Raw genomic sequence first — 14049 nt, 5'->3', positions numbered from 1 at the left:
CTGCTACAAGAGGCGAACAGCGTTGTCGGCGGGCCATTTACGTGCTGGCCCGCCGACAGCACCGATCAGGTCACCGGCTCAGCTCCACTGTCCGGGAACGCCAGCATCGCTGTGCGTAGATCCGGGTTGGGCTCGCGGTAGGCGGCGGTGGCGACCCAGTCGCGCACTGCCGCATGGTCGGTCGGCCAGTTGCGGAGAAGCTTCAAAGCCGACCAGCGACAACGGATGACACGATTGGCGAGAGCGACCCGCACCAGGCGCTCGCCGAGACCGGGGTGATGGTGCAGTGCTTGCACCACCAGCTCCAAGGCCATGTCCGCCTCGTAACCGATACCGAGGCCAACAGATTCCGATGGCCCCGACGCCAGGTCATCGAGCGGAAGGAGTTCCTCGGCGAGCTCGACGATCTCCTCGAACGGCCCGCTGCGGTACCGTATCGCCCACTGCCACACGTAGCCGTTGTGGGGATCGATCCTTAACCGCGCAACGGCAAATGGGAACGCGTTCACCCGCAGTCGCCCCGCACAGGAGAGCGCATTCTCGAATCTCCGCTCCTTCGCGTCCGCTGCCTGTCCATCGATCGAGACGTGCGCCGTGAGCTCGCTCATCACCAAGTCATGCCAACGTGGCTGTGACACAAGAGATCTGTACCGTTCCCGCAGGCGCGCGGGCTCATCGTCCGGCCAGTCGAGCTCCTCGGTGTGCACGAACCGCTCCAGGGTGAGTGCCGCATCGAGCAACCCGAGATCGGGTGCGGCCGCATCGACGAGCTCCGCGAACCGATGCATAGCGGGCACAGCGTCGTCGTAATCGTGCATGTCGTTCGCGGGTCCGCCCATAGCCAGCGCTCTCAGAATGCCCGCCGCACCGGTGAGCAAGGCGTCGTCGACGTCATCGAGCAGCGCTTCATAGAGACCTCCGGTGGTGGCGGCGAGGTGGGCGAGGTATTCGTTCATCACTCCGTTGCGAAAGCCGGTGCGCAACAACCAGGCTTTGATGTCCGGGTCGGTGCAGCCTGCCAGCCGCTCGACCGCGTGAATGCGGCCCCAGCCGTCCAGCCGCTGTGCCAGCTGGAAGACGGCACGGTGCCGGTCGGGTTGGGTATTCATCAGCGCGACCACGGCGAACAACGCGAATTCGTCGAGCGTCCCCAGCAGGTGGAGCAGCTCACTGTCGCGTTCGTCGCCGCTGAGGCCGAGCAGCACGATGCCGAGTTTGGCGACTTCGCGCCGAGTTGCGTTCTCGGCCACGAATCGTGCTGCACTACGCAGCTTTTCGCGCGCCACTTGACGAGATCGCAACTCCTGCAGGAGATCGTCGGCGACGCGTACGACGTCCAGGCCAGCGAAGAGGTCGAGTAGCGGCGCCGGGTTGTCCAGATGGTCGAGGATCTGGTCGGCCAACTCCTCGACGGGTTGGCTGCCCACCCCGAAGTGGTGGGTCCGGATACCGTCGAAAACGACACTGGGCAGCACGAATTCGCCGGGTTCTCGCGGTTGTTCGTCCGGAAGCGGATGCCCAGCACGGGGCCACGGGCCAGGGCCGTGCAGAGCGGCAAGAGATAATGCGTGGGCCACGAACGTGGCCTCGCGGGGGCTCAACGGCCCGGGCGCAGCACGCCCTTTCCATAAGAGATCATGGGCACGAGGATGGCAGTTCGCCCGCCAGGACGCAAGTAGGCCCGCTACCCCTCCTGGTGCCTGCGTTCGCGCACGGTGACCGTGATCACCGATCGCGCGAGCGCGCGGAGGTCGTCCGGGATGACCGTCGGATCTATCTCGCCCTCGAAGCCCTCGAGGATCGCGCCGTCGGACCAACTGACCGAGTAGCGGTACCAGCAACGGCCCTCGCTCGGGTGGTAGAGCAGGTCGAGCTCCAAGCGCACCGCCATCTCCTTGAGAGCCGCCGCCACCTGCGCGGGTCCGCCGGTGTTGGCGACCTGCCACCACACCGGGCTGAGCCGGTCCCCTTCGGAGATCTCCACCAGGTACCTCAGCACACCGCCCCTGTCGCTGAAATCGGTCACCTGGACAAGATTGCCAGAGCCGACTCGACAGGCGAATCAAAACCGGTGCATACGCTGATTCATGATCAGGGAATCGATCGGCTCCGGTCGGTCTGCGGGCTGTCGGCGGACTCGATCGCACGCAGATCGCGCCCTCGGGTCTCACCCGCCCAGAGGAACGCGGCCGCCGTGCAGGCCAGTGCGAGGCACAGCAGCAGTGTGACGGGCACAGTCGACGGATACCGGCGCAGCAACGCGACGCCGATGAGCGGGATCAGCGAGCCGCCGACCACCGTCGCCAGCTGGTATCCCAATGACGCTCCGGTATAGCGGATTTCGCTCGGGAAGAGTTCGGCGAAGAACGGCGCCTGCGCCCCGGTGAGCAGGCCGTGCAGGGTCAGCCCGACGGTGATGACGATGGTGATCCGCACCGTGCTGCCGCTGTCGACGAAGGGCAGCGCGGCCAACGCCCACACCCCGGTCAACACCGCGAGAGTCACGCTCGACACCCGCCGCCCGTACCGGTCACCGAGCGCCCCGCCCGCCACGATCGCGGTCGCTTGAAAGACCGACGCGATCGTAATCGCGGTCAGCGCAGTCGATTTCGGTACGTGCACGATCCGGGTGAGATAGGCGAGCAAGAAGATGCTGAACGTGTAGTACGTTGCCTTCTCCCCGACATCGGCGAGCGCCGCCATCAACACCTGTTTCCGATACCGCCGCAGCACGATCCGCACCGGAGCATGCCCGCCGCTGCCCGCCTTGCGCTTGGCCTCGACGAATATCGGCGACTCCTCCACCGCGTGCCGCAGCCAAATGCCCACGCCGACAAGGACTATCGACAGCAGGAACGGAATCCGCCAGCCCCAGCGTTCGAACTCGGCATTCGAGACACCGAGCCCGAGCAGGGCGAGCACCCCGGTCGCCAGCAGGTTCCCCAACGGCCCACCGGTCTGCGGCCAGCTGCTCCAGAACCCGCGGCGTGCCGGCGATCCGTGCTCGGCCACCAGCAACACCGCGCCGCCCCACTCACCGCCGAGCGCCAGCCCCTGCGTCAGACGCAGCAGGACAAGCAGGATCGGCGCCGCGACACCGATCGTGGCGTACGAGGGGATGAGGCCGATCGCGACGGTCGCGCCGCCCATCAGCATCAGCGTGATCGACAACGTGCGGCGGCGGCCGAGCCGATCGCCCAGGTGCCCGAACACCACCCCGCCGAGCGGGCGCGCGAGAAAGCCGACCGCGTAGGTGACCAGCGCAAGCAGCACACCGATCAGCGGATCGTCGACCGGGAAGAACACCTTGTCGAAGACCAGCGCCGCGGCGAGGCCGTAGAGAAAGAAGTCGTAGAACTCGATGGTCGTCCCCGCCACACTGGCGGCGACGACCCGCGCGAACCGCGCCGAGAATGCCCCGTCGGTACTCATCGTCCTGGTCCCTCTCCTGCCGAGATATCGAATCGCCCAGCACCCAAAGCATTACTGGGACAACGGCAATGCCGTGCTCACTGTACGAAATCAAGACATCGGATGAAGACCGTTAGGTCGTATTCCACGCCGCAGCGACTACGACAGAGCGGCCACGACCGCCCCGATTGGTCGCCGAAAGTTCGCCGACTCGAGCGATTCCCGTCACCGAGCCGACCACCGTGATCGCATGTGATCCGCGCGTGATTGTCCCGTGATGGACCATGACGGACCGCAAACTTTACCTCAACTCGATTTTAGAATGCGGCGCTGCGCACCGCTATCCGCCCGTTCGCTTCTACCTTTGATCAGGGACAACAAACCGGTCGGTACCGCCAAGTCGGGTCGAGACAGCCTGCATGACCTGCAGATTCGCAGGAACCTGCACGTCGATTCGCGCCTGTGCGGCCTACCGATTTCCCGGGCCACAGAGGAGGTTGAAATGACGCTCTATGTCAGCGAGCGGTCGATCACGAGCGATAGCACTCCGGAATATGCGTCGCGCACCGCCAATCGCGAAGGCGTCGCGTGGCGCCTCAGCTGGCTCCCCGGCCGCACCCTCACCCTCGACCAGGCCAGGGCGGGAATGGAACTCGACGAGTTGCTGAGCGACCCGGACAAAGTGCACGACTATGCCGCCCTCGCCAAGGCGGACACCTGCGCAAGCCGGATCGGCCTGATCCGCGAACAGGTCGTCATCCTGCTGGCCAAGCGCATGCAGTCCCGCCTCCAGAGCGCCGCAACCAACTAGGTTCGGGCCCCCTTCCGAAGACGTTGCCCCGCTGGTCAATCGAACCTCCGCGCGAGACCCCTCATCCACAGAGATAGGGCCCCTATAACCAACGGCGGGAAACCGCAGCTGTCGTATCGCTAGAGTGTTCGACGTAGGTGTAGTGGTTCGGAGGTTTTGGGTGGAGCAAGCGTTTCGGGTCGACTTGCGCGGGGTGGTCGATCTGCTGAGTCACCACCTCTACGGCAGTCCTCGGGTCTACGTCCGCGAGTTGATGCAGAACGCGGTGGACGCCATCACCGCACGCAGGGCCGTGGACGGCGCCGCGCCCGCTCAGGTGCGCATCGAGACGCCGGCGCGGACCGGCGACGGCAGTATCCGCGTGCACGACAGCGGCATTGGGCTGACCGAGCCCGAGGTGCACGAATTACTCGCCACCATCGGCCGCAGCGGCAAGCGCGACAGCCTCGGCTTCGCCAGGCACGAGTTCCTCGGACAGTTCGGTATCGGACTGCTGTCCTGCTTCCTCGTCGCCGATGAGGCGCGCGTGCTCACCCGCTCGGTGCGCGGCGGACCGACGGTGGCCTGGACCGGCTACGCGGACGGCCGTTACCAGGTCGAGCTCGCGGCCGACCAGCGCGCTGAGCCGGGCACCACGGTGACCCTCCTCCCGCGCCAGGGCATGGAACAGTGGATGACCGCCACCACGGTCACCGAGTTGGCCACCCTCTTCGGCAGCATGCTCCCGTTCGAGGTCACCGTCGACGGCCGGACGGTCACCGAACCCGACCTGCCGTGGCAGGCGCCGCATGCCAGCCCGCACGATCGCGCGGCCGCCCTGGCCGGCTATGCCGAGGACACCTTCGGTTTCACCCCGTTCGACAGTTTCGACCTGGACTGTGCCGAATCCGGTCTCACCGGTGTGGCTTTCGTGCTGCCCCAGGCCGCGAATCCGGCGGCCAAGGCCGGGCATCGCGTCTACCTCAAGCGCATGCTCATCGCCGAAAGCGTCACCGGGCTGCTCCCCGACTGGGCCTTCTTCATCCGCTGCGTGGTCGACGCCGCGGAGTTGCGGCCGACCGCAAGCCGCGAGGCGCTCTACGAGGACGACCTGCTGGAGTCCACCAGAGAAGCGCTCGGCGCGCAGGTCAGGGACTGGCTCGTCGAGCTGTCCGTCGCCGACCCGGCCAGGCTCACCCAGTTCCTCAACATCCACGACCTCGGCGTCAAAGCCCTTGCCCTGCACGACGACGACATGCTGCGCCTGGTGGACCGCTGGCTTCCGGTGGAGACCAACGTCGGCCGGATTCCCCTCGCCGAATTCCGGCGCCGCTTCGACACGGTCCGCTATCTGCCGTCGGTGGAGGAGTTCCGCCAGCTCGCCGCCGTCGCGAACGCGCAAGGCCTCGGCTTGGTGAACGGCGGCTACTCGTATCTCACCGAGATACTCGAGCGGTTGCCTGCCATCGACCCGGACATCCGCGTCACCCGCCTCGAAACCAGCGAACTGGCCACCCATTTCGACATGGTCGACCCGGAGGTCGAGCTGGCGTTGCGGCCGTTCCTGGCGACCGCGCAGCGCGCACTCGACCGGCTCGACTGCGAGGTCACGCTGCGCACCTTCGACCCGCCGTCGCTGGCCGCGCTGTATCTGCTCGACCGCGACACCCAGCACCGCGCCGAACTGCGCGCCACCAGGGCGATCGCCGACGACCTCTGGTCCGATGTGCTCGGCGCCTTCGACACCGACCACGGCCCGGACCGACCGCAGCTGGTGCTCAATCACCGTAATCCGCTGGTGCGCAGGATCTCCGGTCTCGCGGACCCGCGCCTGGCCACCATGGCCGTCGAGGCGCTCTACAGCCAGTCGCTGCTGCTCGGCCAGCATCCGCTGCGGCCGGTGGACACCGCACTGCTCAATCGATCGTTCGTCGGCCTGCTCGACTGGGCAGTGCACGACAATCCCGGGGGGTCCTGATGCCCGAGACCGAAGACAGCCTGTACCAGCTGCTCGGCGAAGCCAACGAGCTGTCCTACGGTGACGCCAAAGACGCTCTGCTGGAGCAGATTCTGCGGCACGCGGAGGCCGGTGAACACGCCGAGGTCGCCTTCAACACCCGGTTGAGCTTGGTCGGTGCGTACACGCACGGCTTACAGCCCGCCAAGCTGTTCGTTCCGTTCGCCCGGTGTCTTGCCGACTACGACCGGAACCCGGCGGCGTACGAGCCGTGGGTGGCTGGCACGCTGCGCTGGTACTTCAAGCACGCCGTCAACGCGATGACCAAATTCCCCGAGGTACCGAAGGATCGGGCGCTGGCCGCGCTGGATCAGATGGAGGACCGCTATCGCGCGGAGGGGCAGAGCCTGCAGGCGGTGTACTCCTATCGGCACCGGGTCGCCGAGCACATCGGCGACCGGGCGGCCGCCGAAGAGTGGTACGAGAAGTGGTGCGCGACACCGCGAGACGACAACTCGGACTGCGAGGGCTGCGATCCCTCCAGCAAGGCCGACTACCTGGTCGAGCACGGACGCGACGCGGAGGCCATCGCCGTGGCCGAGCCGTTGCTCGCGGGCGAGCTCACCTGCGTGGAACAACCGCAGCGCATCCTCACCACGCTGCTGCTGCCTTATCTGCGCACCGGACAGCACGAACAGGCACGCAACGCGCATCGCAGGGCCTACCGGATCCTGCGCACCAAGCCTCAGGATCTGGCGGACATCGGCGAGCACCTCGTGTTCTGCGCGTTGTCCGGAAACCCTTCGCGCGGACTGGAACTCCTCGACCGCCACCTCGGGTGGCTGGACCGCGCACCGAGTCCGTCCGCGGCCATGATGTTCGCCGCGTCGGCGGCGCTGCTGCTGCGCACCGTTGTCGAGGCCGGCCACGACGAGGCCGTGGTTCGCCGTCCCGCGCACGGGGACCGTCCGGCGGCCGAGCACACCGCCGCTGCGCTCGGCGCGGAACTGACGCAGCAAGCCCTCGACATCGCCGCGCGGTTCGATCGGCGCAACGGCACCGACCAGCAGAGCAAGATTGTCCGCACTCTCATTGCGCGCGAACGCATTGTGGAGCACCTCCCGCTGTCCGCCACCGCCAAACATCAGCCGCCGAGCACCGCGCCGGAGCTCGTTGCCGCCGATGTTTCCGGGCTGAGCGCCACCGAGCTCGTCGAGCGTGCGGAGCACGCCTACGATCGCTACGAACGCGCGACGGCCACACCACTTTTGCAACAACTCGACACGCTCGACGACAGCGCTTTGGATGCGTCGCTGCTGGCTCGCACCGCCGCCCTCCGTGCTCGGCTGCGTGCCGATGCCGATGACCCTGCGTCCACCGAGGCGTTGATACGGCGGGCCGTAGAGCTCTTCGCCACGGCAGACGACGAGACCGGTCGTCAAGTCAATCTCGGCCACCTCGGCCTGCATCTGTGCGAAACCGACCGCGTCGATGAGGGATTGGCGCTGGTACGCACCTCCCATGCCTATCTGATTCAGCGGCCCGACCGCGCCGAACAGATCGAGTCGACACTGCGACTGGTCGAAGCGCTGCAGATCGCGGCGGGTGGCGAGCTCGCCGACGAGACTGCGGAATTGTTGGCCGCGGCGACGACCCTCGCAGCAGGGTCGGGCGACCCGGTGCTGATCGGCGATGTGGCGGCCTGCCAGATGGACCTACCCATCTACAACGCCGAGCAGCTCGACGCGGGGATCGGCGCCGCACGCACCGCGCTGGCGGCCTATCGCAGCGCGGAAGTCCCGAAGATGATCGCGGTCGCCGGGTTTCGGCTCGGCGCCCTGCTTCGCCACAGCGGTGACGCCGAGTCCGCCCTGACCGCCGTCGAGGAGGCGGCAGCGGCGCTGCGCGCCGTTGAGCCGGTGCACCTGCGTGTCGCGGTGTACGGGCTGCGTGGTTCGCTGCTCAACCAGCTGGACCGGCCTGCCGAAGCGGTGCACGAGCTGCTCACCGCCATCGCGATCGGCAGATCGGTGGACTCCGAGGCAGTACCGCGCTGCCTGTGGGATCTGGCCATCGCCTACCACCGGACCGGGCAGCTACTCGACGCCGCCGACCTCGCCGAGGAGGCCGTCGCTGCCTTCGACGCCCTGGGCCGCACCGAGGAGTCGCAGAGCTGCCGCTGGCTGCTCGCGGGCCTGCACCGCGACATGGCGGAACCGGACCAGGCGCTCGCGATCTACGACGACATCATCGAGTTCCACCGAGCCAACGACGAGCACGGCGCCGCGGCACAGGTGCTCGCCGAGACCGCAGACCTGCTCGACACCCTCGATCGCGATGCCCTTGCCGCACAACGGTATCGGCAGGCCGGCGACGCGGCCGCGCTCGACGACGACCCTGTCCGGGTCGCCTACTGCCGCTACAGCGAGGCGATGTCGTTGCGCTGGAGCGGGGAAATCGACGCTGCGGTCGCCGCTCTCGACGCGGCGGAGCAGGCCATGCGCGACCTGGCGGCGAGCGATCCCGATCCCGACCTGCTCACCTGGCATCAAGCCCGACTGGACCAGAACGCGGCCCGAATCCTGTACGCCGCCGACCGCTCCGACGCAGCACTGGACCGAGCAGCCAAGGCAGCGACCATGTTTCGCACAATCGACGCCACCGACAACGCCGCCTCATCGGATCTGCTGCACGGACGGATCCTGCTCGACCTCGAGCGCGCGGCAGAGGCGGCGGAGGTACTCGGGAAGGCGCTTGCCGAAGTCGAGGAGGACGACCCGGTGCACGAGGTGCTGACCGGTGCCCTAGCCACGGCCAGGGAGCGTCTCGGCTGACGAGTCCGCCGCACGCCGAGACAGCCCTATCGGCTCGAGGGGGCAGGTTCCTCCGCTGAGGTCGGCTGCGGGGCGGACGTCGGGTCGCGCCGAACGGAGACACCGTATGCGGCGGCGAGAATCAGTGCGGAGCCGACTATTTGGAGCAGGGCCGGGCGTTCACCGAGGATCAGCGCGCCGAGCAGCAGGGCACCGACCGGGGTGAGTAGCAGGAGGGTGGCGTTCACTCCGCTCGGCACTCGATGGGAGTAGCGGGCGATGAGCAGCCAGCCGATGCCCTGACCGGTCAGGGCGGTGAGCGCCAGCCAACCCAGGGCGGGACCGTCGACGTGCAGTGTCGAGGAAAGCCCGCGCAGCAGGCTCCAGCCGAGGCCGGCCACTGCGGGGATGACGATGGCGATGGCGTAGGTCTGCATAGTGCGTCGCTGCCTGCCGCTGCGGCGCAGCAGGAACAGGAAGCCGGAATAGCAGACGCCTGCCAGTATCGCGTGGACGGCGCCGAGCATGGGGTTGTGCCCGGTCGTGCCCTGTTGCAGCACGCCGCTCGCCGCGATGAGGCCGACGAGCATCACCGGCAGCGCGAATGCCATCCGCCGACCCGGCAGCTCGCGATCCACCAGGTACGCAACCAGCGGCACCACGACTACCTGCACATTCACCAAGACGGTCGTCAGCCCGGCCCCGGCTTCGAGCACTGCTGTGCCCCAGAGAAACATGTCCGCGGCGAAGAACACACCGCACGCGATCGCCAGCCACGCCTCCCGCCGGTCGAGCAGCCCATTGCGGCGACTCTCCCACCAGGCGACGGCGACGAGCACCGGGACGGCCAGCGCGCAGCGATAGAACGTCGAGACCACGGTCGGCGCCTGCGCCAGCGCGACGAACACTCCGGTTGTCGAAACTGCCAGTGCACCAACGGTTATGCCGATCGTCGCGGCTCCGGATGCGGCCGATTCGGCAGGGACCGCCGCCCGTTGCCCAGTCATCCCATGACCCTGGCATGGTTGTTCTCGCTTGGCGAATGCTTTTCGGCGGGCTCCTGACGCTGCGAGTCCGCCTACGTCAGCCGGTCGAAGGTGTGCCGTAGTTCCCGACGACGTGCGTTGCTGGCGGTCACTTTGCCGTAGGCGTACGCGAACGCCCACTTGCATGGGCCCTCATAGCGTTTCGGTAGCAGACCGACTCGCCGCGCCAACTCGGTGCCGAGCGGCAGCGCCGATGCCGCGATGCCGAACCCACCGAACACCTGCAGCAACTGGTCACTGCCGACCATGTCGGCGGCGTCCAGCGTCAGCTCCGCGATTCGTCCGACGACCTCCGGAGTTTCGATTTCACCCGCGGGTTCGGCCACATTGTTGTCGAAATCGCGACGCAGCCGCGCGACGACGTCGCCCGCCTTGAATCGGCCGCCCGCCTGTTCCAGGTCGTGGCAGAACTGATTCATCCATGCCGCGATCAGCTGCTGCCCGTCGTGCTTCATGAACTGGCGAACGCTGGTGCTGCGGCCGTCCTCGAGATGGCGAAGAACCTGCAGCACCTCGGCGGTCAGCGCAGCGAGCTCGCTCGGCGTCATCGACGGCACCCGAGGGTACTCGGGGAACTCCACCGGCGACTCGGCTCGCACGTGTTCCAGCAGTTGCTGGAATGCGGATTCCTTCGGCGCCAGCAGGAATGGTGTCTTCGTTCCCGAGTCAGCCAGGGCCGCATCGTGATTGTAGGTATCGCGGACGACCGTCGCGACGAACTTGCGCCGGTCGGCACGGTGGCGATCCGCCTTTTCCACTACCCCACGCGGATAACGAAGATGCGCGTCCGACGCCGTGAGCGATCGGAAAATCGCATCGGCCAACTCGGGACTTCGCTCGACGTACTCGGGAGCCCAGGTGTCGCCGCCCTCACCACTGATGATCGATACTCGCCGTTGCTCTTCGGGTAGCGGGCTGTCCTCGGTCGCGAACTTGGCGAGTGCATCGTCGAAGCCCGGCGTCCACTTGGCCCCCGACCAGTCGTGCCGATCGCGCGACGCTCGGTCCAGCCACCACTCCCGGCAAATGATTTTGATGTCGCCGCTGTCGACCAGTCCCAGGAAATTGTGCGGTTGGATGCGACAGTGGATCGACGCGATCATCCGGCTCGACGGACCCCACAGCACCAGCGGCGAACTCGTCGCCACCATTCGGTGCAGCTTCTCGAAGCCGTCGATGCCGTACTCGTTGATATGACAGAACGTGCGAAAAGTCTCCGCTGTCACGGTTGCACCACCATCCGATGAATTGCGTCGCGGGCCACCGGATCCGACTCGTGCCGGTCGTAGACCTGATCGCTCGCCGCGACTATCCAGAGCGATTCAGTACCGTCATTCCGTACCGCGTGCGACCAATTGCGCGGCGGGACAACGACAATCGCACCCGCTTCGAATGTGCGCGTGTGCGTGGGAGTTTCCGCGCCGGTATCCCAATGTAGCGACCAGCGGCCGCGCGCGATGACAGCGACGATCTCCTGACGGATCGCGTGATAGTGGTTACCGCGAACCTTGCCAGGGCGGATCTCGCCGATGTGCACGTCGCGAATCCGGCCGATCCGCGCCAGGTGCGGAAACAGGATCGAGAAACTCAGTCCGCGGTCGTCTGTCGACTCATCCAGTGCCGCTATGTACATTCGCTCGTCACCCTTCTCTGCGCGGAATATCCAGTTGACCACCGGGCACCCGGTCATTACGCAGCAATTCCCCGAGCTCGTGCACGATCGCCGAGATCTCCTTGGCCTCGTCCGCGGGCTCCAACACACCGGCACGGGCCAGGCGGATTTCGAGCGATCGCGCCGCACCGTAGCGGCCGAGGTGGAACCGCCAGCGCTCACCGAACCCGAGCGCACGCTCGGAGCCGATGATGATCGCGGCCACCGCCGTGAGCGCCCGCGGGATCCACTGCAGGTCCCCCGACCACGGCAGCGTGGTCGCGACGATGCTCGCCGCGAGCGCGACGACCGTCCCGCCGTTGTAGAAGAACGAGTCCAACTTCGGGTTGTGTCCCGCCTTGTAGTCGTGAATCGCGTCGCGGATCGCCGTTACGTCGCTGCTCATTCGTGGTCCCTTCCACTCGGTCGAGTACGGATGTTTCGCTCCGGGGGAGATTGCGCCGCACGGGGTTTGCGCTGCGCCCAGTCGCCGAGCAGAACCGCCGTGAAGGCGCCGAACGCCGGTTCGCGCCAATGCGCGTGGTGATCGATCTCGAAGTTCTGCCGATGCCACACCCGGTCCGCAGGCGCGCCACGCAACCCGACTGCCTCGCTCCGTGGCGTCCACGGCGCGTACAACCAGTCGCCTACGCCGAACGGGCGTTTGAGCACCGGATCGCGCGGGCTGAAGCCGACACCCTCGACGTCCGCCAGCTTGCGACCGTATTGCCCCTTCTTCCACGCCATCTCCGACACCGCGACCGCGGCGCCGGCCAGGCCGAGCCCCCGCAGAACAGACTCGTCACCGCGATACCAATCCGCCGCCGCGAGCGCTACCAGAGCACCGAGCGAGTGCCCGATCAGGATGCACGGATGGCCGCGCCGTTGATCCAGATAGTCGCCGAGCAACCGGCCACACTCTCTGGCTCGATCCACCACGGCCGGATAGGTGAAGCGCGCGATGGACCGCATCCAATGCAGATCGCTCGGCCACAAGAAGGGCCCGCGCTGCACCATCGGATCCGGCGCGATGAACCGCGCCAGCGAATGCCATTGGCGCAGTGCGTGTTCCCGATCCACATTGAACCCGTGCACGAACAACAACATCGGCCGTCCCGTCTCGGGCGCGAGTTCCGCATGGACCCGCTGCCTGCACGGTCCGCCACGGTCGGCGGTCCGCAAGGTAAGCAGCAGGTCGTAACTCACAACGCACCCCTGCGTTCGATCAGCCGAGCGAGATCTCGCGCCAACCAGGCGGCCGGGCCACCGATCACCACCCCGCCGATCGTCGCCATCAGCACTTCGGCTGCGCCCGACTGGGTTACGGACGCACCAAGCGCGGCGAGCAGACCCGCCCACCCCGCCGCCATCGTCCGCAGCACCCGCCGCCAAAGGTTCTCGACCTGGATCTGAAAGATGTCGAGCCTGCGCTCGATATGCTCATACACCGCCTCGGCGGGACTCGGGCTCGAACTGTCCGGCGGCGTGACGATCTCGAGGCCGAGCGATGCGCTTGGCACGGGAACGAGATCCGACGCGATGCGCCGATCACCGATCGTCGCGAAAGTCAGTGCGTCCCGCAAACCCTCCGAAATCGATATGTCCGCAAGGAACTCCGCGAAATGCCGCAGCGATTCCGTCAGCTGGCCCGTCAATTGTCGAGACGTCGACCCGTAACTGAGGTAGCTGGGCGACCCCTTGGCAGTCGAACGTTCGACATTCGGCGTCGGCTGATGCATCTGCTCCAGCAACCGCTCATTCAGCACATTGATATCGCCCCCGAAAAACCGCTCGACCGCAGCCCGATGCACCAGCGCACGCAATGGCGTCTGATGCTTCACGAATTCAACGACCAGAAAAGCGATCACCCCGGCAAGACCCGCAAACAACAGCAACTGCCACAGCACCTCGGCCAGCCCACCCCGCCCCCGACCCTCGAGATCACGAACCAGCAGCGCCCGCGCCGACACCGCCCCGAAAACAGTGACCGCGCTGACCCCGACAACGACAGACACCGGCACCGCCCACCGCAACAGTCCCGGCAACCGCCGCTGCGTAGAAGCGCCCCTTGCCAACCGCATCGCCCGCCGCCTCTCCCGGCGCAACACGAACTGTGCACCGAGCGGACCCAGTATCGCGACTGCCAATACGACCGACGCCCAGGTTGCCACCCACACCCAGACGTTCATGCAAACTCCGACGACAGCGGCCGCAACAACCGACAACGGGCAACCGCGCTCGCTCAGATCTATTCTCGCGCAGCCGGTAGAAAAAGCACCCTATCCCTCCACACAACCTCGGGGTATCAGCCATTCAGCCGACACCAATTCCCCTTCCCCCCAAAAAAATCCACCCCATTCCCCGAACCCACCCCCTCCTCG

At 66.8% G+C, this 14049-nt stretch carries 12 protein-coding genes; 3 read left to right on the top strand and 9 right to left on the bottom strand.

Annotation, left to right across the window (positions count from 1 at the left end):
* Positions 1-65 precede the first annotated feature (65 nt).
* The 3 genes from NA11_RS31945 to NA11_RS31935 all read right to left on the bottom strand — a co-directional run bounded on the left by NA11_RS31945 (position 66) and on the right by NA11_RS31935 (position 3432).
* The gene (locus tag NA11_RS31945) at positions 66-1577 is read right to left on the bottom strand and encodes a hypothetical protein (protein WP_141717948.1); all 1512 of its coding nucleotides are present in this window, start codon (positions 1575-1577) and stop codon (positions 66-68) included.
* Positions 1578-1684: 107 nt separating this feature from the next.
* Complete coding sequence (locus NA11_RS31940; protein ID WP_069165770.1) at positions 1685-2026, bottom strand: hypothetical protein; 342 nt, start codon at positions 2024-2026, stop codon at positions 1685-1687.
* A gap of 65 nt (positions 2027-2091) precedes the next feature.
* Entirely contained in the window at positions 2092-3432 is a 1341-nt protein-coding gene (locus NA11_RS31935) for an MFS transporter (RefSeq protein ID WP_069165769.1), read from the bottom strand.
* 481 nt (positions 3433-3913) lie between these two features.
* Here NA11_RS31935 and NA11_RS31930 point away from each other — a divergent pair, with 481 nt between their 5' ends.
* From NA11_RS31930 to NA11_RS31920, 3 genes are all read left to right on the top strand, one after another.
* Positions 3914-4222 carry a hypothetical protein gene (locus NA11_RS31930; RefSeq protein WP_069165815.1) on the top strand — a complete coding sequence of 103 codons (309 nt, stop codon included), beginning with the start codon at positions 3914-3916 and terminating at the stop codon, positions 4220-4222.
* A gap of 160 nt (positions 4223-4382) precedes the next feature.
* Positions 4383-6179: an HSP90 family protein gene (locus NA11_RS31925; RefSeq protein WP_069165768.1), complete on the top strand. Its 1797-nt coding sequence runs from the start codon at positions 4383-4385 to the stop codon at positions 6177-6179.
* Complete coding sequence (locus NA11_RS31920) at positions 6179-8992, top strand: hypothetical protein (RefSeq protein WP_069165767.1); 2814 nt, start codon at positions 6179-6181, stop codon at positions 8990-8992. Before NA11_RS31925 ends, NA11_RS31920 begins: the two co-directional genes overlap by 1 nt.
* Before the next feature lie 26 nt (positions 8993-9018).
* Here the strand turns inward: NA11_RS31920 and NA11_RS31915 are convergent, their stop codons facing one another.
* The 6 genes from NA11_RS31915 to NA11_RS31890 all read right to left on the bottom strand — a co-directional run bounded on the left by NA11_RS31915 (position 9019) and on the right by NA11_RS31890 (position 13857).
* On the bottom strand, positions 9019-9978 hold the full coding sequence (locus NA11_RS31915; RefSeq protein WP_069165766.1) for a DMT family transporter: 960 nt from the start codon (positions 9976-9978) through the stop codon (positions 9019-9021).
* A gap of 71 nt (positions 9979-10049) precedes the next feature.
* The gene (locus tag NA11_RS45120) at positions 10050-11243 is read right to left on the bottom strand and encodes a hypothetical protein (protein ID WP_069165765.1); all 1194 of its coding nucleotides are present in this window, start codon (positions 11241-11243) and stop codon (positions 10050-10052) included.
* On the bottom strand, positions 11240-11650 hold the full coding sequence (locus NA11_RS31905) for a polysaccharide biosynthesis C-terminal domain-containing protein (protein ID WP_069165764.1): 411 nt from the start codon (positions 11648-11650) through the stop codon (positions 11240-11242). The genes NA11_RS45120 and NA11_RS31905 overlap by 4 nt, the downstream gene beginning before the upstream one ends.
* Positions 11651-11657: 7 nt before the next feature.
* A complete protein-coding gene (locus tag NA11_RS31900; RefSeq protein ID WP_069165763.1) occupies positions 11658-12074 on the bottom strand; it encodes a hypothetical protein in 417 nt (138 codons plus the stop codon).
* Entirely contained in the window at positions 12071-12874 is an 804-nt protein-coding gene (locus NA11_RS31895) for an alpha/beta fold hydrolase (RefSeq protein WP_069165762.1), read from the bottom strand. The genes NA11_RS31900 and NA11_RS31895 overlap by 4 nt, the downstream gene beginning before the upstream one ends.
* Positions 12871-13857 (bottom strand): hypothetical protein, encoded by a 987-nt coding sequence (locus NA11_RS31890; RefSeq protein WP_069165761.1) that lies wholly within the window; start codon positions 13855-13857, stop codon positions 12871-12873. Before NA11_RS31890 ends, NA11_RS31895 begins: the two co-directional genes overlap by 4 nt.
* Between the last annotated feature and the right edge of the window lie 192 nt (positions 13858-14049).

Source organism: Nocardia altamirensis NBRC 108246 (genome assembly GCF_001612685.1).
Classification (GTDB): Bacteria; Actinomycetota; Actinomycetes; order Mycobacteriales; family Mycobacteriaceae; genus Nocardia; species Nocardia altamirensis.
This window is presented reverse-complemented; position numbering and strand designations above follow the sequence as displayed.

What these genes read in the sequence shown, in the direction of transcription:
- NA11_RS31935 (WP_069165769.1), bottom strand. Translation starts at nt 3,432, where the DNA reads ATGAGTACCGACGGGGCATTCTCGGCGCGGTTCGCGCGGGTCGTCGCC.
- NA11_RS31930 (WP_069165815.1), top strand. Translation starts at nt 3,914, where the DNA reads ATGACGCTCTATGTCAGCGAGCGGTCGATCACGAGCGATAGCACTCCG.
- NA11_RS31920 (WP_069165767.1), top strand. Translation starts at nt 6,179, where the DNA reads ATGCCCGAGACCGAAGACAGCCTGTACCAGCTGCTCGGCGAAGCCAAC.
- NA11_RS31915 (WP_069165766.1), bottom strand. Translation starts at nt 9,978, where the DNA reads ATGACTGGGCAACGGGCGGCGGTCCCTGCCGAATCGGCCGCATCCGGA.
- NA11_RS31905 (WP_069165764.1), bottom strand. Translation starts at nt 11,650, where the DNA reads ATGTACATAGCGGCACTGGATGAGTCGACAGACGACCGCGGACTGAGT.
- NA11_RS31900 (WP_069165763.1), bottom strand. Translation starts at nt 12,074, where the DNA reads ATGAGCAGCGACGTAACGGCGATCCGCGACGCGATTCACGACTACAAG.
- NA11_RS31890 (WP_069165761.1), bottom strand. Translation starts at nt 13,857, where the DNA reads ATGAACGTCTGGGTGTGGGTGGCAACCTGGGCGTCGGTCGTATTGGCA.